Source organism: Streptomyces sp. NBC_00876 (genome assembly GCF_045207435.1).
GTDB lineage: Bacteria > Actinomycetota > Actinomycetes > Streptomycetales > Streptomycetaceae > Streptomyces.
In genome coordinates, this window is record NZ_CP108800.1 from 5,976,499 (window position 1) to 6,001,616 (window position 25,118).

The 25,118-nt window shown below is 70.4% G+C and carries 24 protein-coding genes, 1 pseudogene and 1 riboswitch; of the genes and pseudogenes, 16 read left to right on the forward strand and 9 right to left on the reverse strand.

What is annotated here, in order from left to right; genetic code table 11:
• Positions 1-212: 212 nt before the first annotated feature.
• Entirely contained in the window at positions 213-1,295 is a 1,083-nt protein-coding gene (locus tag OG782_RS26455) for a 3-deoxy-7-phosphoheptulonate synthase (protein WP_406455021.1), read from the reverse strand.
• A 236-nt stretch (positions 1,296-1,531) separates the two neighbouring features.
• Between OG782_RS26455 and OG782_RS26460 the strand changes: the two genes are divergently transcribed.
• Positions 1,532-1,846, forward strand: coding sequence for an ABC transporter transmembrane domain-containing protein (locus OG782_RS26460; RefSeq protein WP_406455023.1), 315 nt, complete (start codon positions 1,532-1,534; stop codon positions 1,844-1,846).
• Positions 1,847-1,994: 148 nt separating this feature from the next.
• On the opposite strand, the gene OG782_RS26465 is transcribed toward OG782_RS26460, so the two are convergent.
• The 4 genes from OG782_RS26465 to gcvT form a co-directional block, all read right to left on the reverse strand.
• Positions 1,995-3,377, reverse strand: coding sequence for an L-serine ammonia-lyase (locus OG782_RS26465; protein ID WP_406455025.1), 1,383 nt, complete (start codon positions 3,375-3,377; stop codon positions 1,995-1,997).
• Positions 3,378-3,590: 213 nt separating this feature from the next.
• Positions 3,591-4,850: a serine hydroxymethyltransferase gene (gene glyA, locus OG782_RS26470; RefSeq protein ID WP_406455027.1), complete on the reverse strand. Its 1,260-nt coding sequence runs from the start codon at positions 4,848-4,850 to the stop codon at positions 3,591-3,593.
• Positions 4,851-4,868: 18 nt separating this feature from the next.
• Positions 4,869-5,246, reverse strand: coding sequence for a glycine cleavage system protein GcvH (gcvH, locus tag OG782_RS26475; RefSeq protein ID WP_406455029.1), 378 nt, complete (start codon positions 5,244-5,246; stop codon positions 4,869-4,871).
• Between the two features lie 101 nt (positions 5,247-5,347).
• Entirely contained in the window at positions 5,348-6,463 is a 1,116-nt protein-coding gene (gcvT, locus tag OG782_RS26480; protein ID WP_406455030.1) for a glycine cleavage system aminomethyltransferase GcvT, read from the reverse strand.
• A gap of 141 nt (positions 6,464-6,604) precedes the next feature.
• Positions 6,605-6,698, reverse strand: a riboswitch (glycine riboswitch).
• 171 nt (positions 6,699-6,869) lie between these two features.
• On the opposite strand from gcvT, the gene OG782_RS26485 reads away from it, so the two are divergent.
• The 11 genes from OG782_RS26485 to OG782_RS26535 all read left to right on the forward strand — a co-directional run bounded on the left by OG782_RS26485 (position 6,870) and on the right by OG782_RS26535 (position 19,236).
• Entirely contained in the window at positions 6,870-7,556 is a 687-nt protein-coding gene (locus tag OG782_RS26485) for an AAA family ATPase (protein ID WP_406455032.1), read from the forward strand.
• A 104-nt stretch (positions 7,557-7,660) separates the two neighbouring features.
• The gene (locus tag OG782_RS26490; RefSeq protein ID WP_406455034.1) at positions 7,661-8,431 is read left to right on the forward strand and encodes an enhanced serine sensitivity protein SseB; all 771 of its coding nucleotides are present in this window, start codon (positions 7,661-7,663) and stop codon (positions 8,429-8,431) included.
• A gap of 328 nt (positions 8,432-8,759) precedes the next feature.
• Entirely contained in the window at positions 8,760-9,563 is an 804-nt protein-coding gene (locus OG782_RS26495; RefSeq protein WP_406455036.1) for an enhanced serine sensitivity protein SseB C-terminal domain-containing protein, read from the forward strand.
• Positions 9,564-9,990: 427 nt separating this feature from the next.
• Complete coding sequence (locus OG782_RS26500; protein WP_406455038.1) at positions 9,991-10,989, forward strand: ABC transporter permease; 999 nt, start codon at positions 9,991-9,993, stop codon at positions 10,987-10,989.
• Between the two features lie 117 nt (positions 10,990-11,106).
• The gene (locus tag OG782_RS26505) at positions 11,107-12,825 is read left to right on the forward strand and encodes an ABC transporter substrate-binding protein (RefSeq protein ID WP_406459292.1); all 1,719 of its coding nucleotides are present in this window, start codon (positions 11,107-11,109) and stop codon (positions 12,823-12,825) included.
• 142 nt (positions 12,826-12,967) lie between these two features.
• Entirely contained in the window at positions 12,968-13,978 is a 1,011-nt protein-coding gene (locus OG782_RS26510) for an ABC transporter permease (RefSeq protein ID WP_406455040.1), read from the forward strand.
• Positions 13,975-15,063: an ABC transporter ATP-binding protein gene (locus OG782_RS26515; protein WP_406455042.1), complete on the forward strand. Its 1,089-nt coding sequence runs from the start codon at positions 13,975-13,977 to the stop codon at positions 15,061-15,063. The genes OG782_RS26510 and OG782_RS26515 overlap by 4 nt, the downstream gene beginning before the upstream one ends.
• A gap of 50 nt (positions 15,064-15,113) precedes the next feature.
• On the forward strand, positions 15,114-16,406 hold the full coding sequence (locus tag OG782_RS26520; protein ID WP_406459294.1) for an ABC transporter ATP-binding protein: 1,293 nt from the start codon (positions 15,114-15,116) through the stop codon (positions 16,404-16,406).
• An 18-nt stretch (positions 16,407-16,424) separates the two neighbouring features.
• Positions 16,425-17,084 (forward strand): trimeric intracellular cation channel family protein, encoded by a 660-nt coding sequence (locus tag OG782_RS26525; protein ID WP_406455044.1) that lies wholly within the window; start codon positions 16,425-16,427, stop codon positions 17,082-17,084.
• Positions 17,085-17,219: 135 nt separating this feature from the next.
• Positions 17,220-18,086 (forward strand): thioesterase family protein, encoded by an 867-nt coding sequence (locus OG782_RS26530; protein WP_406455046.1) that lies wholly within the window; start codon positions 17,220-17,222, stop codon positions 18,084-18,086.
• Positions 18,087-18,243: 157 nt separating this feature from the next.
• The gene (locus OG782_RS26535; RefSeq protein WP_406455048.1) at positions 18,244-19,236 is read left to right on the forward strand and encodes a helix-turn-helix transcriptional regulator; all 993 of its coding nucleotides are present in this window, start codon (positions 18,244-18,246) and stop codon (positions 19,234-19,236) included.
• Between the two features lie 145 nt (positions 19,237-19,381).
• Here OG782_RS26535 and OG782_RS26540 read toward each other — a convergent pair whose 3' ends face one another.
• Entirely contained in the window at positions 19,382-20,023 is a 642-nt protein-coding gene (locus OG782_RS26540) for a TetR family transcriptional regulator (RefSeq protein WP_406455050.1), read from the reverse strand.
• Between the two features lie 102 nt (positions 20,024-20,125).
• Between OG782_RS26540 and OG782_RS26545 the strand changes: the two genes are divergently transcribed.
• The 3 genes from OG782_RS26545 to OG782_RS26555 all read left to right on the forward strand — a co-directional run bounded on the left by OG782_RS26545 (position 20,126) and on the right by OG782_RS26555 (position 22,018).
• A complete protein-coding gene (locus OG782_RS26545) occupies positions 20,126-20,287 on the forward strand; it encodes a hypothetical protein (protein ID WP_406455052.1) in 162 nt (53 codons plus the stop codon).
• Positions 20,288-20,348: 61 nt separating this feature from the next.
• Entirely contained in the window at positions 20,349-20,705 is a 357-nt protein-coding gene (locus OG782_RS26550; protein ID WP_406455054.1) for a DUF4190 domain-containing protein, read from the forward strand.
• Positions 20,706-20,848: 143 nt separating this feature from the next.
• On the forward strand, positions 20,849-22,018 hold the full coding sequence (locus tag OG782_RS26555) for a cysteine desulfurase family protein (protein ID WP_406455056.1): 1,170 nt from the start codon (positions 20,849-20,851) through the stop codon (positions 22,016-22,018).
• Positions 22,019-22,078: 60 nt separating this feature from the next.
• On the opposite strand, the gene OG782_RS26560 is transcribed toward OG782_RS26555, so the two are convergent.
• A complete protein-coding gene (locus OG782_RS26560; protein ID WP_406455058.1) occupies positions 22,079-22,756 on the reverse strand; it encodes an N-acetylmuramoyl-L-alanine amidase in 678 nt (225 codons plus the stop codon).
• Positions 22,757-22,817: 61 nt separating this feature from the next.
• Between OG782_RS26560 and mnmA the strand changes: the two genes are divergently transcribed.
• Entirely contained in the window at positions 22,818-23,948 is a 1,131-nt protein-coding gene (gene mnmA, locus OG782_RS26565) for a tRNA 2-thiouridine(34) synthase MnmA (protein ID WP_406455060.1), read from the forward strand.
• Between the two features lie 126 nt (positions 23,949-24,074).
• Here mnmA and OG782_RS26570 read toward each other — a convergent pair.
• Positions 24,075-24,713, reverse strand: a pseudogene (locus OG782_RS26570) (alpha/beta fold hydrolase); the annotation flags it as partial.
• Between the two features lie 63 nt (positions 24,714-24,776).
• Positions 24,777-25,112, reverse strand: a complete 336-nt coding sequence (locus OG782_RS26575; protein ID WP_406455062.1) for a DUF427 domain-containing protein — start codon at positions 25,110-25,112, stop codon at positions 24,777-24,779.
• Positions 25,113-25,118: the final 6 nt, after the last annotated feature.

The window sequence follows — 25,118 nt, forward strand, 5'->3', positions numbered from 1 at the left end:
GCGGCAGTGGAGTGCGGCAGACGCGCGTCCAGCGGCCCCGGCCTCTACGGACGGCGAGCGGCCGGGGCTGCCGGACGCGTGCGCCCTGGTGCGGGAGCCGCCCCCGGATGCGGAGCGGGCCTCGCGGGAGCCCGCACCGGGAGCGGGAACCGGCACCAGGAGCGGGAGCCCGCACCGGGAGCGGGAACCCGCACCGGGATCGGACCGAGTGCTCAGCCGCGCACGACTCGGCGTCGGCGTACGGCGTGGGCCAGCTCGCCGATCAGGGTCTCGGTCTGTTCCCAGCCGATGCACGCGTCGGTCACGCTCTGCCCGTAGGTGAGCGTCGGGAGGGGACCCGGTTCCTGGCGGCCCTCATGCAGGAAGCTCTCCACCATCAGGCCGGCGATTCCGGTCTCGCCCTCCGCGATCCTCTCGGCGACCTCGCGGACCACACCCGACTGGCGGGTATGGTCCTTGCCGCTGTTCGCGTGGCTCGCGTCGATGACGAGACGTTCGGGCATACCGGCCTTGGCCAGCAGCGCCAGGGCGTCGCGCATGTCCTCGGGGCCGTAGTTGGGGCCGCCCCGGCCACCGCGCAGGATGATGTGGCAGTCCGGGTTGCCCTTCGTGGACACGACCGATCCCTGCCCCTGTCCGTCGATACCGAAGAAGACATGGCTCCCCGCGGCCGCACGGCAGCCGTCCACGGCCGCCTGCACGTCCCCGTCCGTGGCGTTCTTGAAGCCCACCGGCATGGAAAGTCCCGAGGCGAGCTGACGGTGCACCTGGCTCTCCGGTGTACGCGCCCCGATGGCGCCCCACGTCACCGCGTCGGAGATGTACTGCGGGCTTGTCGGCTCCAGGAACTCGCACCCGACCGGCAGACCGGTGTCGAGCACACTGAGCAGGACCTGACGCGCGATACGCAGCCCGTGCTGGACATCGTGCGAGCCGTCCATGTGGGGGTCGTTGACGAGCCCCTTCCAGCCGACCGTCGTACGCGGCTTCTCGAAGTACGCCCGCATGACGACGCACAGCTCGTCCCGGAACGGAGCGGCCGCGGCCGCCAGGCGCTCCGCGTACTCCCGCGCCGCACGCGGATCATGGATGGAGCACGGCCCCACGATCAGCAGGAGGCGGTCGTCCTCACCGGTCAGTACCCGGTTGGCGGCTTCGCGGCTGCTCTCCACCAGGGCTGCGTGGGACGGCGTCAGGGGGAGTTCGGCCCGCAGCGTCGCGGGCGCGATCAGCGGCTGGAAGCCGGTGACGCGGAGGTCGTTGGTCTGCGTAGGGGGGTGGGGCGGCGTTGTCATGGGGTGTTCCCGTCTCTGGTGAGGCGGCCCCGGACCTGTCCCAGGTGTGTCTCCGTGTACCAGCCGCCTCAAACGACGAAAGGCAGAGACGAATCGTCTCTGCCTTGCTGGCTCCGGATGTCCGATCGACGGTCAGCGCAAATGACCGCCGGCTCCACCCAGAGCCAGCGTAAAGCGCTGATACCAACCGAACCTCGTAGACATGTGGCGCAGCTTAGCGCAGGGAGCATGCCGGCGTGGTCAACAGTGATCTCCAGGAAACCCTTGCCGGTCTGCGCGTCCTGCAGTCCTTCGGCCGTGAGGCCGACCGTGTGCAGCGCTTCACCAGGTACAGCGCCGGCTACCGACGGGCCCGAGTGCGCGGGCAGTGGCTCATGGCCGTCTACTTCCCGTTCGTGCAACTGCTTGCCTCGTTCGCCACCATCGGCGTACTGGGCCTGGCCTCCGAACGGGTCGGGGCGGGCACGCTGACAGCAGGGGTCCTGGTCGCCTACATGCTGTACACCGACCTCCGCTATGCCGAACTCTGGCGCACCTTCATGAGCGTGTAGGCGGTGGCGGCCGAGCGCATACCGCTCCCCGGGCAGGATGCCTGTCCCGGGGGATCCGCCAGGAACTTCCCAGGGACGACCCGCCGGGCGCGGCGGACGGTCCGTGCCAGGATCGAAGGCGGGGAATCCCCGATCGGATGCGCTTTCGTCAGCACTCGATGATGTTCACCGCGAGCCCGCCCCGGGCCGTCTCCTTGTACTTGACGCTCATGTCGGCGCCCGTCTCCTTCATGGTCTTGATGACCTTGTCGAGGGAGACCTTGTGGCTGCCGTCGCCGCGCAGCGCCATCTTCGCCGCCGTGACGGCCTTGACCGCTGCCATGCCGTTGCGCTCGATGCACGGGATCTGGACGAGGCCGCCGACCGGGTCGCAGGTGAGGCCCAGGTTGTGCTCCATGCCGATCTCGGCGGCGTTCTCGACCTGCTCGGGGGTGCCGCCCAGGACCTCGGCGAGGGCGCCCGCCGCCATGGAGCAGGCGGAGCCGACCTCGCCCTGGCAGCCGACCTCGGCGCCGGAGATCGAGGCGTTCTCCTTGAACAGCATGCCGATGGCGCCGGCCGACAGCAGGAAGCGGACGATGCTGTCGTCCTTCTCCGCCTCGGTCGCGCCGCCGGCCGCGAAGTTCATGTAGTAGTGCAGCACGGCCGGGATGATGCCGGCGGCGCCGTTCGTCGGGGCGGTGACGACGCGGCCGCCCGCGGCGTTCTCCTCGTTGACCGCCATCGCGTAGAGGGTGATCCACTCCATCGCGTGGGTCTGGGGGTCGCCCTCGGCGCGCAGCTGGCGGGCGGTGTTCGCGGCGCGGCGGCGGACCTTGAGGCCGCCGGGCAGGATGCCCTCGCGGGCCATGCCGCGGGACACGCACGCCTGCATGGCGCGCCAGATGTCCAGCAGGCCGGAGCGGATCTCGTCCTCCGTGCGCCAGGCGCGCTCGTTCTCCAGCATCAGGGAGGAGATCGACAGGCCGGTTTCGCGGGCGAGCCGCAGCAGCTCGTCGCCGGTGCGGAACGGGTGCTTGAGGACCGTGTCGTCGGGCACGATCCGGTCCTCGCCCACGGCGTCCTCGTCGACGACGAAGCCGCCGCCGACCGAGTAGTACGTCTTCTCCAGGAGCAGGGCGCCCTCGTGGTCGTACGCGAAGACGGTCATGCCGTTGGCGTGGTACGGCAGCCTCTTGCGGCGGTGCAGGACCAACTGCTTGTCGGCGTCGAAGGCGATCTCGTGCATGCCGAGGAGGTTGATCCGGCCGGTGGTGCGGATCGCCTCTACCCGGTCGTCCGCCGTTTCGACGTCGACGGTACGGGGGGACTCGCCCTCCAGGCCGAGCAGGACGGCCTTGGGGGTGCCGTGGCCGTGGCCGGTGGCGCCGAGCGAACCGAAGAGCTCGGCGCGTATCGAGGCGGTGTGGGCGAGCAGGCCCTCGTTCTTCAGCCGGCGCGCGAACATACGGGCGGCGCGCATGGGGCCGACCGTATGGGAGCTGGACGGGCCGATGCCGATCGAGAACAGGTCGAAGACCGAGATGGCCACGGGGTGACTCCTAAGGGTTGGTAGACGCCGTTGTCTGCCGGGTGGTGCGGTACGGGCGGGGTGGGCCCGAAGAGCGGGGACAAAGGGGTGTCTGACTGGTCAGGGCCGGATCCCGGCCATGATCGACGGGACACCCCCCAAGGGATGGGGCACCGCGCTCACTGTTCAGTGTGCGCGGTGCCCCTCCCCAACGTGCAAATACGCAGGTCCGGACTACTTCAGGCCGGGGTACAGCGGGAACTTCCCGGCGAGCGCGACGACGCGGGCCTTCAGGTCGTCCGCGTCGTACGACGGCTTCAGGGCGGACGCGATGATCTCGGCGACCTCCGTGAAGTCCTCGGCCTGGAAACCGCGGGTGGCCAGCGCCGGCGTGCCGATCCGCAGACCCGAGGTGACCATCGGCGGCCGCGGGTCGTTGGGGATGGCGTTCCGGTTGACCGTGATGCCCAGCTCGTGGAGCCGGTCCTCGGCCTGCTGGCCGTCCAGCTCGGAGTTGCGCAGGTCCACCAGGACCAGGTGCACGTCCGTGCCGCCGGACAGGACGGAGACGCCGACCTCGGTGACGTCCGACTGCACCAGACGCTCGGCGAGGATGCGGGCGCCGTCCAGGGTGCGCTGCTGGCGCTCCTTGAACTCCTCGGTCGCCGCGACCTTGAACGAGACCGCCTTGGCCGCGATCACGTGCTCCAGCGGGCCGCCCTGCTGACCCGGGAAGACCGCCGAGTTGATCTTCTTGGCGAGCTCCTGGGTGGAGAGGATCACGCCGCCGCGCGGACCGCCGAGGGTCTTGTGCGTGGTGGTCGTGACGACGTGGGCGTGCGGCACCGGGTTGGGGTGCAGGCCCGCGGCGACCAGACCGGCGAAGTGCGCCATGTCGACCATCAGGTACGCGCCGACCTCGTCCGCGATGCGGCGGAAGGCGGCGAAGTCCAGCTGACGCGGGTACGCGGACCAGCCGGCCACGATCAGCTTCGGCTTGGACTCCTTGGCGAGGCGCTCGACCTCGGCCATGTCCACGGTGCCGGTCTCGTCGACGTGGTACGGGACCACGTTGTAGAGCTTGCCGGAGAAGTTGATCTTCATGCCGTGGGTCAGGTGACCGCCGTGGGCCAGGTTCAGGCCCATGATCGTGTCGCCCGGCTTCAGCAGCGCGAACATCGCGGCGGCGTTGGCCTGCGCACCGGAGTGCGGCTGCACGTTGGCCGCCTCGGCGCCGAAGAGCGCCTTGATGCGGTCGATCGCGATCTGCTCGACCACGTCGACGTGCTCACAGCCGCCGTAGTAGCGGCGGCCGGGGTAGCCCTCGGCGTACTTGTTGGTCAGGACGGAGCCCTGGGCCTCCATGACCGCGACCGGAGCGAAGTTCTCCGAGGCGATCATCTCGAGGGTGGACTGCTGACGGTGGAGCTCGGCGTCGACAGCGGCGGCGACGTCCGGGTCCAGCTCGTGGAGGGAGGAGTTGAGAAGCGACATCAGGTGGTCCCTTGGGTCTCAGTTACCGGAGAACTCGGTGTACTCGTCGGCGGAGAGCAGGTCCTTCGGCTCCTCCGCGACGCGTACCTTGAACAGCCAGCCGCCTTCGAACGGAGCGGAGTTCACCAGCGACGGGTCCTCCACGACGTCCTGGTTCGCGTCCGTGATCTCGCCGGTGACCGGCGAGTACAGGTCGCTGACCGACTTGGTCGACTCCAGCTCGCCGCAGGTCTCGCCCGCGGTCACCGTGTCACCGACCGCGGGGAGCTGGGCGTAGACGACGTCACCGAGCGCGTTGGCCGCGTACTCCGTGATGCCGATCGTGGCCACACCGTCCTCGACGGCCGACAGCCACTCGTGCTCCTTGCTGTACCGCAGCTGCTGGGGGTTGCTCATGACCTGAATTCTCCTGTACGCGGGGGAGTGCTGATGAACGGTGGTCTTACGGTGTGAGACAGGACTGCGTCACGTGCGCAGTACCGGATCCGCCCGGGGTGCTACTTCTGGCGCTTGTAGAACGGCAGCGCCACGACCTCGTACGGCTCGTGGCTGCCCCGGATGTCCACGCCGACGCCCGTGGTGCCGGGCGTGGCGTGTGCGGCGTCGACGTACGCCATGGCGATCGGCTTGCCGAGCGTGGGCGAGGGCGCGCCCGAGGTGACCTCGCCGATGACCTCGCCGCCGGCGACGACGGGGAATCCGGCGCGCGGGACCCGGCGGCCCTCGGCGACCAGGCCCACGAGCTTGCGGGGCGGGGCGGTCTCGGCTCGCTCGGCGGCGGCCTCCAGGGCCTTGCGGCCGACGAAGTCGCCCTCCTTCTCGAACTTCACGACCCGGCCGAGACCGGCGTCGAACGGGGTCAGCGCCGTCGTCAGCTCGTGCCCGTACAGCGGCATGCCCGCCTCCAGGCGCAGCGTGTCACGGCAGGAGAGCCCGCACGGGATCAGGCCGCGGGAGGCGCCCGCCTCGGTCAGGGCCCGCCACAGCTGCTCGGCGTGCTCGGGGGCCACGAACAGTTCGAAGCCGTCCTCGCCGGTGTAGCCGGTACGGGCGATCAGCGCGGGAACCCCGGCGACCGTGCCGGGCAGGCCGGCGTAGTACTTCAGGCCGTCCAGGTCGGCGTCGGTGACGGAGGCCAGGATGGCGGGGGACTGGGGACCCTGGACGGCGAGCAGCGCGTACGCGTCGCGGTCGTCGCGCACCTCGGCGTCGAAGCCCTCGGCGCGGGCGGTCAGGGCGTCCAGCACGATCTGGGCGTTGCCCGCGTTGGCGACGACCATGTACTCGCTCGCGCCCAGGCGGTAGACGATCAGGTCGTCCAGGATGCCGCCGTCCTCGGCACAGATCATCGTGTAGCGGGCGCGGCCCACCGAGACGGTGCCGATGTTGCCGACCAGCGCGAAGTTCAGCAGCGCCACGGCCCCGGGGCCGGTGACGGTGATCTCGCCCATGTGCGAGAGGTCGAAGAGGCCGGCCTGCGTACGGACGGCGTTGTGCTCGTCGCGCTCACTGGCGTACCGCAGCGGCATGTCCCAGCCCGCGAAGTCGGTCATGGTCGCACCCAGCGAACGGTGCAGGGCATCGAGGGCGGTGAGACGGGGGGCGGTGCTCATGGATAAGGCTCCCAGGGCATGACGACGAGGACGATCCCTCCCCATCTGTCATCGGAACCTGAGAGGTTCGCCGAGAGTCCCCGCAGGGGTTCGGCTTGCACCTTGGGTGGAGCCGCGGAGCGGCTCGCTTTTCAGATCTGCCTCATCCACGCGGTACGGGGCCTGAGAGATTCAAGGGAGGATCTTGCTCCTTCGGCGCCCGGCACGGTGGCCGGGACTCTCCCGCGCGGATTCGAACGGCCTTTATGCAGTTGACGGGGGCCATCATCGCACGCATTGCGGGAGAGTGGGGGTCCCGGTACCGATGGCCTTGTCACCCGGGATCCGGCGGGTCGGACGGTTGTGCCGCATTACCTTTTCTTTACACTTCTTGGGCAGGTGTGAGTCAGCCGACAGGGGGAGGGCGATGACGTTGCAGCGGTACGCGACGACCGCGGGGGTCGCGCACGGCGCACTGCCCGCGCAGCCGGGTGCGCCGGCCAGGGAGACGCTGGGCCCGCACGCACCCGTCGTACGGGATCTGAGGGAGCGGGCCGGGCGCAGCCCGCGGACCCTGCACTTCGCGGCGGGCGACGTGGTGGTGGTCTCCGGCCTTCCCGGCAGCGGCAAGTCGACCCTGATCAGGCGGGCCGTCGCCGCGCACGCCATCGACTCCCAGGACACCAGGGACCGCTGGGCGGCCCTGATGCCCCGGTTACTCCCCTACGCGCTCTACCGCCCGCTCGTCCGCGCGGCCCACTACTGGGGGCTCTGGCGGGTGCTGCGCTCCGGCGCCTCCGTCGTCGTCCACGACTGCGGAACCCAGGCCTGGGTGCGCGGCTGGCTGGCGCGCGACGCCCGGCGGCGCGGCCGCATCCTGCACCTCGTGCTCCTCGACGTCAGCCCGCAGACGGCGCGGGAGGGGCAGCGCGAGCGCGGGCGGGGAGTCTCCGGATACGCGTTCGCCCGGCACCGCACGGCCGTGCGGCGGCTGCTGCGCGACACCGAGGCGGGACTGCTCCCGCTCGGCTGCGCCTCGGCGGTGCTGCTGGACCGTGAGGCGGCGGGGCTGCTGGCGCGGATCACATTCGCAGACGCACAGAGTGAGGGCTGAGCGAAGGCTGTCCGATGGCTGGACAGAGGGCGTGCTGTCGGCCGGGCGCCGGGGGCGCGGGCGCTAATCTCTTGCTGCACGACATGGGGCGAGAGAGGCAGACAGTGGACATTCCGGCACCGGCCCGCACCCATCCGCAGAGCGGATGGCCGGCCAATGAGCTCGAAGAAGTGCTGAGCGCCTCGCTCGGCAGCCCGGAGGCGGGCGGCCGGCTCCTCGAGGTGATCGGCCGCAGCCACCTCTGGGTGCCCCTGCCCAACGGCGGAGGTCCGGACGCCACCGACCTCGATCTGCCGACGCTGGACATCGAGGGCGCGCCCTACGTCCCCGTCTACAGCTCCGAACATCAGTTCCTCACCTGTGTCGGCGCCCATATGTCGTTCACCGTGGCCCCCGCCCGTGAGTTCGCCCGCGGTCTGCCCCCGCAGCTCGGTCTCGCGGTGAACCCCGGCGGCGCGGTCGGCATGCCGCTGCCCCCGCCCGCCGTCGCCGAGCTCTGCCGGGCCGGACGCTCCGCACTGGACGGACCGGCCAGCGGAGGACGGGTCCGGCTGTACCAGCCGGACTGGAAGGAGGAGCCCGTCGACTTCCTCTCCGCCGCGGCCGGCGAGTTCGAGGAGAGCGGCGTCGTGCTCAGCGCCCGCCGGGCCCTGGCCAGCATCGAGGGCGGCGACCCCGTCCTCTTCGTCGGCATCGAGTTCTCGACCTGGGACGGCGCCGGGCGCAACGCCCCCATGGATGCCCTGGGCCGCGCGCTGGGCCGCGCGCAGGCGCCGTGGCCGGTCAACCTGGTGCTGCTCGACGTGGCGCAGGACCCGGTCGCCGACTGGATGCGCGCACACGTGCGGCCCTTCTACGAGCGCGCGGCCGAGTAAGGGCTGTCCCGTAATCCCCGGCGGATCGGCGCGCGGCGTCAGATGCGGTGCATCGCAAGGCGGAGGGGCGTCCGCATACTGGATGTATTCGGGCGTTCCGACAACGCGGCGAGGTGCCGTAGCTGTCGTCGTGCGCCCGCCGGGGATTAGCGGGACAGCCCTTAGCCGTCCCACGCCGCCGGGCGACAGCGCCGGTCCCCGCAGTCAAGTCCGTATCAAGACCGCCGCATAAGCTGGTTTGATGGCTGGTGCCTCGGCACCGCGCCGTACCCGAGTGCCCCGGGAGCGGCAGGCCGACACAGAGGATCGAAGAGGGGCGGGACCCAGGGTGAGTGCGTCAGGCACCGCGGCGGCCGGAAAGGTCGAGCACATGCTGCGCCAAGTCACGCCCGGGCGCTACGACGCGTACGAGGCGCTGCTCCAGGCCCTGGCGGCCGACCGCATCTGGATGCTGCTCTGGCACGGCCGGGCGGGCTCGCCCGACGCCCAGTACGGGAACATGGAGATCGACGGCCTCGGCTACGCCCCCTGTGTCACCTCCGCCCAGGAACTCTCCGCCAGCGGCTGGAGCCGCGACCACGAGGTCGTGGGGGGCCGCGACATCGCCCGCGCCCTGTTCCCCGACCGCTGGGGCATCTGGCTCAACCCGCACGCGCCCGGCGGCGGCGTCGGCATCCCCTGGCTGGACCTGCGCCGGATCGCCACCGGCCTCGACCGGATGCCCGCCGGGCCGCTGCGGATCAGCGAGCCCGCCATCGAGATCCCGCAGTTCTACGCCCAGCTCGCGCAGAACGCCCACCGCACCCCCGCGATCCGCTCGCTGCGGCGCGCCTGGGTGCAGCCCGCGCTCGGCGTCCCGTACCTCGCCATCGGCCTCGATCTGTACGACACGAGCCCGCCGTCCGTCGACGCGGTGCGGGCGATGATGCAGCAGTCCATCGGCACGGTCCCGGAGGGGCTGCCGGTCTCCACGGTCGCGATGGCCGACGAGTACGACCCGGTCGGGATGTGGCTGCGTGCCAACTCCCGGCCGTTCTACGACCGCGAGTCGCACGCCCCGGCCGGGCGCGGCGCCGTCGCTCCGGGTTACGGCTACCCGCAGGCACCCGGCCCGGCCCCGCGCGCGTACTGAGCCGGCCGGCCCCGCCGCCAAGAGCGGACAAAGGGGACCCCGTTGGGTGAGACGTCCGCTTCGCTCACCCAAATAGCCACCCAATGGCGCCTGTTGGGTGTCATGTCCGTTCTGGTGGATTAGCGCCTGAGTGGTCCGCTCACTCGATCAAGCTGTCCGGATAACGGAAGTTCACTGACCGCATCACGTTTGAGCAAACATTCCCCGCCAGGTCTGGCGGGTGATCGCGGCTGCGTTGAAGACTCCCCGCTAGTAGGGATCGTCGGCCCTTTGTACAAGGTTGCCCCGACAGTCATTCCGCAGACGCATTCGTCTCACCGAACCACCGAACACATCAGCCGCAGTAAGCGCCGCGGCTGACACGCGCCAGGCCGTCACCGCGGCGAGTAGGGGCCGGCCACCGCCGGCGGGAGGGGTCAGAGGCACTGTGACCGCACCGATCGAGACCACCGGTTCGGCTGCCCAGGCGCAGCCGGAGGCAGTACTCACGGGAGTCAAACAGAGCCAGATCGAGGGCCGTTCGCTCGGACGGATCGCCTGGACGCGCTTCAAGCGCGACAAGGTGGCAGTGGCCGGCGGCATCGTTGTCATCCTGCTGATCCTGCTCGCCGTGCTCTCCAAGCCGATCCAGGCCGTCTTCGGCCTGGACCCCAACGAGTTCCACCAGGACCTCATCGACCCCGCACTGCTCGCCCCCAAGGGCGACTGGGGCGGCATCAGCTGGAGCCATCCGCTCGGCGTCGAGCCGCAGTACGGCCGCGACATCATGACCCGGATCATCGAGGGTTCCTGGGTGTCCCTGGTCGTCGCGGTCGGAGCCACCCTGCTCTCCGTGGTGATCGGCGTCTTCTTCGGAGTGGTGTCCGGCTTCTACGGCGGCTGGATCGACACCGTCATCAGCCGCATGATGGACACCTTCCTGGCCTTCCCGCTGCTGCTGTTCGCGATCTCCATCTCGGCGGCGCTGCAGGACGGGGCGTTCGGTCTGGAGGGGCTGCCGCTGCGGATCGCCGTACTGATCTTCGTCATCGGATTCTTCAGCTGGCCGTACATGGGCCGCATCGTCCGAGCCCAGACCATGAGCCTGCGCAATCGCGAATTCGTCGAGGCCGCACGGTCGTTGGGCGCCCGCGGACCCTTCATCCTGTTCCGCGAGCTGCTGCCGAACCTGGTGGCGCCCGTGCTCGTCTACTCCACGCTGCTCATCCCGTCGAACATCCTCTTCGAGGCGGGACTCAGCTACCTCGGTGTCGGTATCGCGCCGCCGCAGTCCTCCTGGGGCGGGATGCTCACCAACGCGATCGACTTCTACCGGAACGACCCGATGTACATGATCGTGCCGGGCGTGGCCATCTTTGTCACGGTCCTGGCGTTCAACCTGCTGGGAGACGGGCTGCGTGATGCGCTCGACCCCCGTAGTAAGTAATGCCCGGGCGCTCGTCGCGACGACGTGCGACATGCCACGGCAACCATCGATTGAGGGGGATTTCCTCAGGTGAAGACCAGAAAAACGACCGCGTTGGTCGCCACGGCTGTGGTCCTGATGCTCGGAGCGTCCGCGTGCAACGGCTCCGACGACGACAACAGCGGCAGCAAGGGCGGCAACGGTGGCACCGGTGCCACTGACGCCGCGCTGACCTCGATCGTCAACCCGTCGGACAAGAAGGGCGGGACCCTCAAGCTCGAGATGTCGGACGAGCCCGACTCGCTCGACCCCGGCAACACCTACTACGGCTGGGTGCAGAACTTCTCCCGCCTGTACGGCCGGACCCTGACGTCCTTCAAGCCGGCTGCCGGCAAGGAGGGTCTGGAGATCGTCCCGGACCTCGCCGAGAGCCTCGGCAAGGCGAGCCCGGACGCGAAGACCTGGACCTACACGCTGAAGAAGGGTCTCAAGTTCGAGGACGGGACCCCGATCACCTCGAAGGACGTCAAGTACGCCGTCGAGCGCTCCAACTTCGCGCCCGAGGCCCTGTCCAACGGCCCGACGTACTTCAAGGCCCACCTCGTCGGCGGCGACAAGTACAAGGGTCCGTACAAGGACAAGAACCCGGACGGCATCGCCTCCATCGAGACGCCGGACGACTCCACGATCGTCTTCAAGCTGAAGGACGCCTTCGCGGACTTCGACTACCTGGCGACGTTCTCGCAGACGGCCCCCGTGCCGGCCGCGAAGGACAAGGGTGCCGACTACGTCAAGGGCATCGTCTCCTCGGGCCCGTACAAGTTCGAGTCCTACGACGCGGGCCGCGGCGCGACCCTCGTCCGCAACACGAACTGGGACCCGAAGACCGACACGCTGCGCCCGGCCCTGCCGGACAAGGTGACGGTGCGCTTCAAGGTCAAGCAGGAGACGGTCGACAACAACCTGATCTCCGACAACATCACCGTCGACGGTGCCGGCACCGGTGTCGCCCCGGCCACCCAGCCGGACGTGCTCACCAAGCCCAACCTGAAGAAGCAGACCGACAACTCGTACGCGGGTGCCACCTCGTACATCGGGCTGAACGTCAACGTGAAGCCGTTCGACAACATCCACTGCCGCAAGGCCGTGCAGTGGGGCATCGACAAGGCGTCGATCCAGGCCGCACAGGGTGGCGACCCCAAGGGTGACGTCGCGACGACCCTGCTGCCGCCGACGGTCAACGGCTACGAGAAGTTCGACATGTACGAGTCCGCCGGCCACAAGGGCGACGAGGCCAAGGCCAAGGACGAGCTGAAGCAGTGTGGCAAGCCGACCGGCTTCGACACCAAGATCTCGGCCCGCTCCGACCGTCCCGCCGAGATGGCCATGGTCACCGCGGTGCAGGCCTCGCTCAAGAAGATCGGCGTCAACGCCGAGATCAAGAGCTTCCCGGCCGGCAAGTACTTCCAGAACTTCGCGGGCAACCCGAGCTACGTGCACGCCAACAAGCTCGGCATGATCATGAGCGCCTGGGGTGCTGACTGGCCGACCGGTTTCGGCTTCCTGGACCAGATCATCAACGGCTCGGCCATCAAGCCGTCCGGTGGCAACAACGTCCAGGAACTGAACGACCCGAAGATCAACAAGCTGCTCAACGAGGGCATCGCGACCACCGACGACGCCGCCCGCGCGAAGGCCTGGGCCAACGTCGACCGGGCAGTCGCCGAAGGCGCCACCGCTGTTCCGCTGATCTACCGCAAGAACCTGCTGCTCCGCCCGGTGTCCGCGACGAACGTCACGGTCACCCAGGCCTACCTCGGCATGTACGACTACGTGCTGATGGGTTCCGCCAAGTAGGAACGGCCCCGCTCCCCGGGCCGCGCACGCGGCCCGGGGAGCGGCCTCCGGACCCTTAAGAATTGTCCCGAAAGGCAGGTGAAGGCACGGTGTCCGACCGCTTGGGTCACCCCCGGCGAGCAGATACCGGCGCCGGATAGCTGTGGCTGCGTACATCATCCGACGCGTCTTCGGCGCGGTACTGCTGCTGTTGATCGTCAGCGCAGTCACCTTCGCGATCTTCTTCCTCGTCCCCCGGCTGGCCGGGCAGACGATGGACCAATTGGCAGCCCAGTACGTGGGCAAGGACGCCAACCCGCAGTCCATCCTCGCGGTCAAGCAGAATCTCGGCCTCGACCAGCCGCTGTACATCCAGTACTGGCACTTCATCAAGCAGATCTTCGTCGGCGCCGACTTCAAGTTCGGCCCCGAGGTCACGCACTGCGGTGTGCCGTGCTTCGGCTACTCCTTCAAGAACCACGTCGAGGTGTGGCCCGAGCTGACCGCGCGCATTCCGATCACGTTCTCGCTGGCGATCGGCGCTGCGGTGATCTGGCTGATCAGCGGTGTGGCGATCGGCGTCGTCTCCGCGCTGAGGCGGGGCTCGTTCCTCGACCGCTTCTTCATGGGTGTCGCGCTCGCGGGTGTCTCCCTGCCGATCTTCTTCACCGGCATGCTCGCGCTGGGTGTGCTGACGGTGCAATGGCCCGTCTGGGAAGCCGTCAACTACGTGAACTTCACGGACAGTCCGCTGGACTGGGCGTGGAACCTGCTGATCCCCTGGTGTTCGCTGGCCTTCCTCTACTCCGCGCTCTACGCCCGTATCACCAGAGCCGGGATGCTGGAGACGATGGGCGAGGACTACATCCGCACGGCCCGCGCCAAGGGCCTCAAGGAGAGCCGCGTCATCGGCAAGCACGGTCTGCGGGCCGCGCTCACCCCCATCGTGACCATCTTCGGCATGGACTTCGGCCTGCTGGTCGGCGGCGCCGTCATCACCGAGACAGTGTTCTCCTTCCCCGGACTCGGCCAGTACGCCATCAAGAGCGTGCAGGAGAACGACCTCCCGATCGTCATGGGCGTGACGCTCGTCGCCGCCTTCTTCATCGTCATCTGCAATCTGCTGGTGGATCTGGTGTACGCCGCCATCGACCCCAGGGTGAGGCTCTCGTGAGTGAGGTTTCCAAGACCGAGACGCCGGCCGGGCCGGTGACCGGCCCCCGCTCCGGCAGCGACGAGGCCTTCCTCTCCGTACGGGATCTGCGGATCCACTTCCAGACGGACGACGGCCTGGTCAAGTCGGTCGACGGCGTCAGCTTCGACGTGAAGCCCGGACAGACCCTCGGCATCGTGGGCGAGTCCGGCTCCGGCAAGTCCGTCACCTCGCTGGGCGTGCTCGGCCTGCACCGCACGGCCCCCAACGCCCGCATCTCCGGCGAGGTCTGGCTGGACGGCGAGGAGCTGATCGGCGCGTCCGACAACCGGGTGCGCCAGTTGCGCGGCCGCAAGATGGCGATGATCTTCCAGGATCCGCTCTCCGCGATGCACCCCTACTTCTCGGTCGGTTCGCAGATCGTGGAGGCCTACCGGGTCCACAACAAGGTCAGCAGGAAGACCGCCCGCACCCGGGCCATCGAGATGCTCGACCGGGTCGGCATCCCCGAGCCGCACAAGCGGGTCGACTCCCACCCGCACGAGTTCTCCGGCGGTATGCGCCAGCGCGCCATGATCGCGATGGCCCTGGTCAACAACCCGGAACTGCTCATCGCCGACGAGCCGACCACCGCCCTGGACGTCACCGTCCAGGCGCAGATCCTGGACCTGATCCGGGACCTGCAGAAGGAGTTCGGCTCCGCCGTCATCATGATCACCCACGACCTCGGGGTCGTCGCCGAGATGGCCGACGAACTCCTGGTGATGTACGGCGGCCGGTGCATCGAGCGCGGTCCGGCGGAGAAGGTCTTCTACGAGGCCCAGCACCCGTACACCTGGGGCCTGCTCACCTCGATGCCGCGCATCGACCGCGAGGAGACCGACCGGCTGATCCCCGTCAAGGGCCAGCCGCCGTCGCTGATCAACGTCCCGGCCGGCTGCGCCTTCAACCCGCGCTGCCCGTACGCGGACATCCCCAAGGACAACCTCACCCGCACGACGCGTCCCGAGCTGGAACTGGTCGCCGACGGCCACTTCTCCGCCTGCCACATGGCACCGGAGGAGCGGACCCGGATCTGGACCGAAGAGATTGCGCCGAAGCTGTGAGCGAGGCGAGTGAGGCGAGCGACGTGAGCGAGAAGAAGGATCCGCCGGTGCTGGAGAAGGACGTGAAGATTCCGGAGCAGGCCACCGCCTCGCGCGAGCCGCTGCTCCGGGTCGAGGGCCTGGTCAAGCACTTCCCGATCCGCAAGGGCCTGCTGGGGCGCCAGACCGCCGCGGTCAAGGCCGTCGACGGCATCGACTTCGAGGTGTACCCGGGGGAGACCCTCGGTGTCGTCGGCGAGTCCGGCTGCGGCAAGTCGACGATGGGCCGGCTGATCACCCGGCTGATCGAACCGACCGGCGGCAAGGTCGAGTTCGAGGGCCGGGACATCACGCACCTGTCCATGGGGAAGCTGCGGCCGATGCGCCGTGACGTCCAGATGATCTTCCAGGACCCGTACTCCTCGCTGAATCCGCGGCACACGATCGGCACCATCGTCAGCGCGCCGTTCAAGCTCCAGGGCGTCGAGCCCGAGGGTGGTCTCAAGAGCCACGTCCAGGAGCTGCTGTCGCTGGTCGGGCTCAGCCCCGAGCACTACAACCGCTACCCGCACGAGTTCTCCGGCGGCCAGCGCCAGCGCATCGGCATCGCCCGCGCGCTCGCCCTGCGCCCCAAGCTCGTCGTCGCCGACGAGCCGGTCTCCGCGCTGGACGTGTCGATCCAGGCCCAGGTGGTCAACCTGCTGGACGACCTCCAGGACGAGCTCGGGCTCACGTACGTGATCATCGCGCACGACCTCTCGGTCATCCGCCATGTCTCGGACCGCATCGCGGTGATGTACCTGGGCAAGATCGTCGAGCTGGCGGACCGCAAGTCGCTGTACTCGGCGCCGATGCACCCGTACACCAAGGCCCTGATGTCCGCGGTGCCGGTGCCGGACCCGCGGCGGCGCGGGCTGAAGAGCGAGCGCATCCTGCTCAAGGGCGATGTGCCCTCGCCGATCTCGCCGCCCAGCGGCTGCCGGTTCCACACCCGGTGCTGGAAGGCGACGGAGATCTGCAAGACGCAGGAGCCGCCGCTGATCGCGCTGAAGACCGGCCACCAGGTCGCCTGCCACCACCCGGAGAACGCTCCGGACCAGGTGCCGGGGGAGCAGGTACTGGCCGTGGCACGGGAAGCGGTCGAGCTCGTCACGGTGGCGAAGAGCGAGCCGGAGGCGGCTGAGGCGCCGGAGCCGGCTGAGGCGTCTGAAGTGTCCGAGGCGCCTGTCGCGGTCACCGAGGACGACGCCGTCGCGGTCGCCGAGGACGACGCCGTCGCGGTCACCGAGGGCGACGCCGTCACGGTTGCCGAGGACGACGCCGCAACACCCTCCGGTACCGCGGAGGACAGCCCGAAGGGGTAGTACCGGCACAATTGCCCGGTGCTCAACGAACTGTTCACGCCCTCCGTCCAGCATGCGCTCGACATCGTCGGGATCTTCGTCTTCGCGATCTCCGGCGCTCTGCTCGCCGTACGCAAGAACTTCGATGTCTTCGGCATCGCGGTACTCGCCGAGGTGACCGCGCTGGGCGGGGGGCTGTTCCGTGACGTGATCATCGGCGCGGTACCGCCCGCCGCCTTCACGGACCTCGGGTACTTCACCACCCCGCTGTTCGCCGCCGGCCTGGTCTTCTTCCTGCACCCGCAGGTCGAACGGATCCAGCTCGGCGTCAACGTCTTCGACGCGGCCGGCCTCGGGCTCTTCTGTGTCACGGGGACGGTGAAGGCGTACGACTACGGCCTGGGCCTGACCGCCTCGGCGGCGCTCGGCCTCACCACCGCGGTCGGCGGCGGTGTGCTGCGGGACGTGCTGGCCAACGAGGTGCCGTCACTGCTGCGCTGGGACCGTGACCTGTACGCGGTGCCCGCGATCGTCGGGGCGACGATGATCGCGCTCTGCATCCGCTTCGACGCGCTCAACGCGTTCAGCAGCGGCTGCGCGGTGCTGACGGCGTTCGTTCTGCGGCTGCTGGCGCTGCGCTACCACTGGCGGGCCCCGCGCGCCTACAACCGGCGCTCGGCAACGGCGGACGAGGGGTAGGACCCGGTCCCGTCGTCCCCTCGGCCAGTCGTCTTCCCGTCTTCCCGTCTTCCGGTCTTCTCGTCCCCTCGGCCCGAAATCTCCCCGACCTAAAAAGCTACCGCTCAGTAATACAATCGGTGTACGGTGCATTCCATGGCACAGGCAGCAACTCAGGCGGCACGGACCGCGCAGGCATCCATCGGTGACAGCGAGTTCGACCGGGACACCGCCGTCACGCTCCGCGAGGAAGGCGTCTACGACGCCGAGCTCTCCGCCGGCTGGACCATCATCCACGCGGTCAACGGCGGCTACCTGCTGGCCATGCTCGGCCGCGCTCTCGGAGAGGCCCTCCCGCACGCGGACCCCTTCTCGGTCTCCGCGCACTACCTCACCGCGTCCGTCCCGGGCCCCGCGGTGATCCGCACCCAGGTCGTCCGCACCGGCCGCACCCTCTCCACCGGCGAGGCCTCCCTCTTCCAGTACGCGCAGGACGGCACCGAGATCGAGCGCATCCGGGTCCTCGCCACCTATGGCGACCTGGACGCCCTGACCGACGACATCCGTACGTCGGCCACCCCGCCGGCCATCCCGCCCAGGGAGCACTGCCTGGGGCCGAGCGACGGCCCGGCCCCGATCCCCGGCAGCTCCGCCATCACCGAGCGGCTCGACATCAAGCTCGACCCCGCGACGCTCGGCTGGGCCATCGGGCAGCCCTCCGGCAAGGGCGAGATGCGCGGCTGGTTCGGGCTCGCGGACGGCCGCGACGCCGACCCGCTGTCGCTGCTCCTCACGGTCGATGCGCTGCCGCCGACCTCGTTCGAGCTGGGGCTCAAGGGCTGGACCCCGACCATCGAGCTCACCACCCACATCCGCTGCCGCCCGGCCCCCGGCCCGCTCCGGGTCTCCATCACCACCCGCAACCTCGCGGGCGGCTTCCTGGAGGAGGACGCGGACGTCTGGGACAGCGCGGACCGGCTGGTCGCCCAGTCCCGCCAGCTGGCCCGCGCACCGCGCAGCTGACGCCCCGCGCCGGCCGGGTCCGGGTGCGGTGGGTGCCGGCCCGGTGAGGTCCGGCCGGGACCGGGGGTGTGCCGGTCAGGACCGGGGGTGTGCCGGTCAGGACCGGGGGTGTGCCGGCCAGGTGAAATCCGGCCGGGGTCCGGTCCATGCTGGCCCGGTGAAATCCGACCGGCTGCTCTCCATCCTGCTGCTGCTCCAGACCCGCCGTCTGGTGCCCGCCACCGAACTGGCCGAGCGCCTCGACGTCTCCGTGCGCACCATCTACCGGGACGTCGAGGCGCTCTCCGCGTCCGGCGTCCCCGTCTACGCGGAACGCGGCCGCCACGGCGGCATCGCCCTGCTGCCGGGGTTCCGTACCGATGTCACCGGGCTGACCGCCGATGAGTCGCGCGCCCTGTTCGTACTGGCCGCGGACGGCGCCCACGCCGCGCTCGGGCTCGACGAGGCGATCGGCTCCGCGCTGCGCAAGGTGATGGCGGCGCTGCCCGCTCCGCACCGGCCCGCCGCCGAGGCGACCAGCCGGCGGATCCTCGTCGACCCGGTGCGCTGGATGAGCGGCCCGCGCGCCGCGGTCGACATCGCGGACCTGCACGACGCCGTGTTCGCCGACCGGCGGCTGCGGCTGGACTACCGGCACAGCGGTACGCGGACCGTGCGCAGCTACACCGTCGACCCGTACGGCCTGGTCGTGAAGGCGGGCATCTGGTACCTGGTCGCCGACCGTGAGGGCGAACCCCGGCTCTTCCGCGCGGACCGGGTGCGGGAGGCCGTCCTCACCGAGGACATGGTGGTCCGCAGGCCCGGCGTGGAACTGGCGCAGGTCTGGGAGGAGCTGCGCCGGCAGGTCGAGGAGCGGCAGGGGGAGGTGACCCTGCGGGTGCGCGTGCACCGCTCCCGGCTGGATCTGTTCCTGCGGCTGAACGCGGGGGTGCTCACGGGGGAGCCGCAGCCCGAGGAGCGGGACGGTGAGTGGCTGCGGGCCGAACTCGCCGTGGAATCGGTGGAGTGGGCGCGCTCCCTGCTCTCCTTCGGCCCGAACGTCGAGGTGCTGGCACCGCCGGAGGCCCGCACGGTGCTCGCCGCGCACGCGGCGGCGGTCATGGAGTTGTACGGGGACCAGGCGCCGGGGCCGTCGCCGGGGAGCGGGTGATCCGCCGGCGGGGGAGTGGGCCGGATCGCCCCGGCCCGCCGGAGGGTGGGTCGGACCGCCCCCGGCCCGCCGGGGGGCGGGCCGGGGGGTGACGCCCGTGAGCTGTGTCCCGGGGCCTGGCCCTTCACACCTCGGCGTCCCCCGCTCACGCCCCGGTGTCCGGCGCGGGGTCGTCCAGCCAGTGCAGGCGGCCGAGCGTGACCAGCCGCAGCCGGCGCCGGGCGACACGGGCCACCTGCCGGTCACCGTCCGGGCCCGCGTCCAGCATCGCCGACGCGGTGATCACCATGTGGTCGACGTACAGACCGCCCAGCATCAGCAGATCCTCCTCGCTCCAGCCGCGCGACTCCGGCTCCACCGCGAGCGCCGCCGCCACTTCCTCGGCGAACAGCCGCAGCTGGGCGGCGATGGCCTCGCGGACCGGGCCGACCCCGCCGTGCTGCTCCCGGGCGATGAAGCGGAAGTGGGCCGGCTGTTCCCGCACATGACGTGTTATCAGCTCGACGCTGCGGTCCAGCCGGACCTCGCTGTCGCCGGTCTCGGCCAGCATCGCGCCGATCATGCCGTGCAGGCTGCCCAGCGTCTGCTCGACGAGGGCCACCCCGAGCGCGGGAATGTCATCGAAGTGCCGGTAGAAGGCCGTGGGCGTGACCCCCACGGCACGGGTCACCTCGCGCAGCCCCAGGCTGCTCAGGCTCTGGTGCTCCAGCAGCCCGAGGGCGGCGTCCAGCAGGGCCTGGCGCGTCTTCAGCTTCTGGGTCTGGCGGATGCCGGCGGTGTGACTCATGCCATTCAGTAAACAACTGTTCTCCGGGGTGGGGAAGGCGCACACGGGTCTAGACTGACTAGTCAGTGAACAGTCGTACTCTCAATACTGGAAAGGCTGATCATGATCGTCCTCGTCGCCGCCCTGCTCCTCCTGGGGATCGTGCTGGGACCGGTGGTCCAGATTCCGTTCGCGCTGTCCCTCACGTTCGGCGCCCTGATCGGCTGCTGGCTGCTGGTCTTCGCCGTACGCGAGCGGACGGGCGCGCGCCGCCGCCCCCGGTGACCGCACTCTCCGCAGCCCAGCCCTCCGCCGCAGCGCATCCAGATCCGAAGGGGTCCGCACCATGACACTCACCTCGCTCACCCGCCGCTCCGAAGCTGCCGCCCGGCTCGCGGCCGCTGAGGTATCCGCCCCGGCCGGCCCCTCCGCCCCGGCCGGCCCCTCCGCCCCGGCCGAGCGGTCCAACCGGGACGCCGACGGTCTCGCCGTCGCCTCCTTCGTGCTTGGTCTCGTCGGGCTGCTGGTGATGAACCTTCTGCTCGGCCCGGCCGCCATCGTCATGGCGGTCATCGCCCTGGCCCGCTCCACCACCCGGCGCGGCCGCGCGCTCCTCGGGCTCGCGCTCGGCATCGCCGACCTGGTGGTTCTGGCCTTCCTCGTCACCGGAAACGGCGTCGTGGCCTGGAACTTCGGCGGCTGACCGGCCGGGAATCCAGGCGCTCCCCCCACCGGATCGGGCTCCGGACCGGGGCGGGCGGAACCGCACCCTCCGCGGTGCGCGGGCACCGGGACACCATGCGCCCGACGTACGCCCCACCGCAGGCTCGTAGAATCGAGCCCACCATGGCTTACCTCGACCACGCCGCGACCACGCCGATGCTTCCGGAGGCGATCGCGGCGATGACCGCGCAGCTCGCCGCCACCGGGAACGCGTCCTCACTCCACGCCGCCGGGCGACGGGCCCGCCGTACCGTCGAGGAGTCCAGAGAGACCCTCGCCGACGCCCTCGGCGCCCGCCCCAGCGAGGTGGTCCTCACCTCCGGCGGAACCGAGTCGGACAACCTCGCGGTGAAGGGCCTGTACTGGGCCCGCCGCGACGCAGATCCCCGCCGCACCCGGGTCCTGGCCAGTCCCGTCGAGCACCACGCGGTGCTGGACGCGGTCGACTGGCTCGCCGAGCACGAGGGCGCGACCGTCGAGTACCTCCCCGTCGACGGATACGGCCGCGTCCACCCGGACGCGCTGCGCGAAGCGCTCGTCCGCAACCCCGACGATGTCGCGATGATCACCGTGATGTGGGCCAACAACGAGATCGGCACCGTCATGCCGGTACGTGAACTGGCTGCGGTGGCCCGCGAGTTCGACGTGCCCATGCATGCCGACGCGGTGCAGGCCTTCGGGCAGCTCGAAGTCGACTTCGCCCGGTCCGGACTGGCCGCGATGACCGTCAGCGCACACAAGATCGGCGGCCCGTTCGGTGTCGGCGCGCTGCTGCTCGGCCGTGAGTACACCCCCGTTCCCGTGCTGCACGGCGGCGGTCAGGAGCGCCATGTGCGCTCCGGCACCCTCGATGTGCCCGGCATCGCCGCGTTCGCCGTCGCTGGACGGCACGCCGCCGACGGGCGCGAGGACTTCGCCCGGAGGATCGGCGGGCTCCGCGACCGGCTGACCGAGGCCGTCCTGGCGCAGGTCCCCGACGCCGTACTCGGCGGCGACCCGGCTCCCGGCGGACGCCTCCCGGCCAACGCGCACTTCACCTTCCCCGGCTGCGAGGGCGACTCGCTCCTGCTCCTGCTGGACGCCCAGGGCATCGAGTGCTCCACCGGTTCCGCCTGTACGGCCGGGATCGCCCAGCCCAGCCATGTCCTGCTGGCCACCGGCACCGATCCGGACCTGGCCCGCGGCACCCTGCGCTTCTCACTCGGCCACACCTCGACCGAGCAGGACGTCGAGGACGTGGCACGGGCGATCGGCCCGGCGGTGGAGAGGGCCAGGACGGCGGGGCTCAGCTGACGCCCGCCGGTCCGGCCTGCGGGCTTCGCCGCCGCGCGGGCCGGCCCGGATGCGGCGGCCTCAGGCCTTCGCCGCCCGGACCAGCTTCAGGTAGCGGTCCCAGTCCCAGCCCTTCCCCGGGTCCGTGTGATCGGTGCCCGGCACCTCCACGTGCCCGATGATGTGCTCGCGGTCCACCGGGATGCCGTACCTCGCGCATATCGCCGCGGTGAGCCGGGCGGACGCCCCGTACATCGCGGCCGTGAAGTCCTGCGGGCGGTCCACGAAGCCCTCGTGCTCGATGCCGACGCTGCGTTCGTTGTACGAGCGGTTTCCCGCGTGGAAGGCCACGTCCAGCTCGCGGATCATCTGCGTCACATGGCCGTCCTTGCGCACCACGTAGTGCGCCGCCGCCCCGTGCGCCGGGTCCTGGAAGACCTTGACCGCGCTGTTGAAACTGCCCTGCGTGACATGGATGACCACGCGGTCGACGCCGTAGTCGTCGGGGCGGTCCGCCCTCCGCCAGTTCGCCTCGGACGCCGCCGTCCACCGGGCCCGTGCGTAATCCACCTCACCCGGCTTGCGCGGCTTCTCCACGCCCGGCAGCCGCCACCAGGCACGTTTCAGCCGGTCCCGCGCCAGCGCGGCCGTACCCACCGCCGTGACGGCACCGCCGATGAGCACCGCGCGCCGGCTGATGCCGGTGCCGGTCCCCGACCCTGCGGGGCCCTTGGCGCCCGTCGTCCCCTTGGTCCCCATGTGGTCGACAACGCTTATCCGCGAGCTTTCGGTTCCCGGCGCCCCGTACCCTGGTGAGGCTATGACTCAGACTTCCCAGCGCCCCCTCCGCGTCCTCGCCGCCATGTCCGGCGGTGTCGACTCCGCCGTCGCGGCGGCCCGTGCCGCCGAGGCGGGCCACGACGTGACCGGTGTGCACCTCGCCCTCTCCGCGAACCCGCAGTCCTTCCGGACCGGGGCCCGCGGCTGTTGCACGATCGAGGATTCCCGTGACGCCCGCCGCGCCGCGGACGTCATCGGCATCCCCTTCTACGTCTGGGACCTGGCGGAACGCTTCCGCGAGGACGTCGTGGAGGACTTCGTCGCCGAGTACGAGGCGGGGCGCACCCCCAACCCGTGCCTGCGTTGCAACGAGAAGATCAAGTTCGCGGCCCTGCTCGACAAGGCCCTGGCGCTCGGCTTCGACGCGGTGTGCACCGGCCACTACGCCACCGTCGTCCTCGCCGAGGACGGCAGCCGTGAGCTGCACCGAGCCTCCGACATGGCCAAGGACCAGAGCTATGTGCTGGGTGTCCTGGACGAGCGCCAGCTCGCCCACGCGATGTTCCCGCTGGGCGACACCCTCACCACCAAGGACGAGATCCGGGCCGAGGCCGAGCGCCGCGGTCTCGCCGTCGCCAAGAAGCCCGACAGCCACGACATCTGCTTCATCGCCGACGGCGACACCCAGGGCTTCCTGGCGGACCGCCTCGGCGGCAAGGCGGAGGGCGACATCCTGGACGAGGCCGGCGCGAAGCTCGGCACCCACGAGGGCGCCTTCGGCTTCACCATCGGCCAGCGCAAGGGCCTGCGCATCGGCCACCCGGCCCCCGACGGCAAGCCGCGCTACGTCCTGGACATCTCCCCGGTCAACAACACGGTGACCGTCGGCCCCGTCGAGGCCCTCGACGTGACCGCACTCACCGCGATCAGGCCCCGATGGTGCGGCACCCCGCCGTCCGGCCCCGGCACGTACACCGCCCAGCTGCGCGCCCACGGCGGCGAGACCGAGGTGAGCGCCGAGCTGACCGACGGCACGCTCCACGTCACGTTCACCGAGCCGGTACGGGGCGTGGCCCCCGGCCAGGCGGTCGTGCTCTACGACGGGACCCGGGTCGTCGGCTCGGCGACGATCGCGACCACAGTGCGGCGGGAGACGGCCGCGGCCGGCTGACCGTCGCCGCCGGAACCCCGCACGGCAACGCCCGACCCCTGTACGGGCGTGGCCGCGCGGGGTGTTCTCGGCCCCCCGGCCCGCCCGCGTGCGCTCAGGAGGCCTGGCCTCCGTGCACCCCCGGGTTCAGGACGCCTGGCGCACGTACACGTCCCGGGTGAAGAACTCCGCCAGCACCGGAGCGATCACCTGCGGTGCCAGCTCCCTCGTCTGGCCCGTCAGCGTGCGGTGACGGCCCCGGGGGAGGGCGTCCGCCAGCAGGCGGGTCGCCGACCTGGTGATGGCCGGGCTGAAACCGCCGCAGACCACCAGGGTCCGCGCCGTCACCGAGGCGAAGCGCTCGGCCGGCACCGAGCCGTTGCCCAGCACCGCGTCGTCGTAGGCCAGTGTGTGTGCCACGGATTCCAGGGTCCGCCACAGCGGCGCGCTCCGCATCCTGGCGATCATCTCGGCCGCGACACCCGTCACGGACAGGAACAGCTCCACCGCCCCACTCCGGTCGCCGGCCGACAGCAGCCGGTGCAGCCGGGCCGTACAGCCCGCCTTGAACAGCAGACCGGACGTGCCCGGGGTGTAGGGCGGCTCGTACACCGCGAGCCGGGCGACCGGGAGCCCGGCGGCCTGGGCCTCCAGGGCCAGCGCACCCCCGGTCTCGACACCGAACACCGAGGGCCTGCCGCCCGCCACCGCGGCGAGCGCCGCCAGATCCTCGATCTCGCGCTCCACCGCGTACGGCGACCCGTCGCCGCTGGAGCTCGCTCCCCGCGAAAACTTTCTGAACTTTCTCTTCTCCGCAGCTCAGAGGGGGTGCTGACGGTCCGTCGGCGGTCAGGCCGCCACGGCCTCGGTGTCGTAGAAACAGAAGTGGTCCTTGATCGCGGCCACTTCGTCCTTCGGCTGCGGGTAGGCCCAGACGAGGTCGGCCGCGCCCGGCAGCGACCAGTAGGAGGCATCTCCCTTGTACGGGCAGTGGGTTCGGGTGTCCGATGCCGTCAGGAGATCGGTGCGGACATCTTCCGGCGGCAGGTAGTAGCGGACCGGACAGCCCGTCTCGCGCAGTACGACCGGGCGCCGGCTCTCCGCGAGCAGCACGCCGTCACGGATCACGCGTACATGCTCGGTGCCCGGCTCGACGGTGATGCGGTGTCCTCGGGTGGAAGTCATGTCCTG

Coding starts and splice junctions, on each gene's coding strand:
- gcvH (WP_406455029.1), bottom strand. CDS start 5,246: ATGAGCAACCCCCAGCAGCTGCGGTACAGCAAGGAGCACGAGTGGCTG.
- OG782_RS26575 (WP_406455062.1), bottom strand. CDS start 25,112: ATGACTTCCACCCGAGGACACCGCATCACCGTCGAGCCGGGCACCGAG.
- OG782_RS26560 (WP_406455058.1), bottom strand. CDS start 22,756: ATGGGGACCAAGGGGACGACGGGCGCCAAGGGCCCCGCAGGGTCGGGG.
- gcvT (WP_406455030.1), bottom strand. CDS start 6,463: ATGAGCACCGCCCCCCGTCTCACCGCCCTCGATGCCCTGCACCGTTCG.
- OG782_RS26505 (WP_406459292.1), top strand. CDS start 11,107: ATGCTCGGAGCGTCCGCGTGCAACGGCTCCGACGACGACAACAGCGGC.
- glyA (WP_406455027.1), bottom strand. CDS start 4,850: ATGTCGCTTCTCAACTCCTCCCTCCACGAGCTGGACCCGGACGTCGCC.
- OG782_RS26555 (WP_406455056.1), top strand. CDS start 20,849: ATGGCTTACCTCGACCACGCCGCGACCACGCCGATGCTTCCGGAGGCG.
- OG782_RS26545 (WP_406455052.1), top strand. CDS start 20,126: ATGATCGTCCTCGTCGCCGCCCTGCTCCTCCTGGGGATCGTGCTGGGA.
- OG782_RS26550 (WP_406455054.1), top strand. CDS start 20,349: ATGACACTCACCTCGCTCACCCGCCGCTCCGAAGCTGCCGCCCGGCTC.
- OG782_RS26455 (WP_406455021.1), bottom strand. CDS start 1,295: ATGACAACGCCGCCCCACCCCCCTACGCAGACCAACGACCTCCGCGTC.
- mnmA (WP_406455060.1), top strand. CDS start 22,818: ATGACTCAGACTTCCCAGCGCCCCCTCCGCGTCCTCGCCGCCATGTCC.
- OG782_RS26540 (WP_406455050.1), bottom strand. CDS start 20,023: ATGAGTCACACCGCCGGCATCCGCCAGACCCAGAAGCTGAAGACGCGC.
- OG782_RS26485 (WP_406455032.1), top strand. CDS start 6,870: ATGACGTTGCAGCGGTACGCGACGACCGCGGGGGTCGCGCACGGCGCA.
- OG782_RS26530 (WP_406455046.1), top strand. CDS start 17,220: ATGGCACAGGCAGCAACTCAGGCGGCACGGACCGCGCAGGCATCCATC.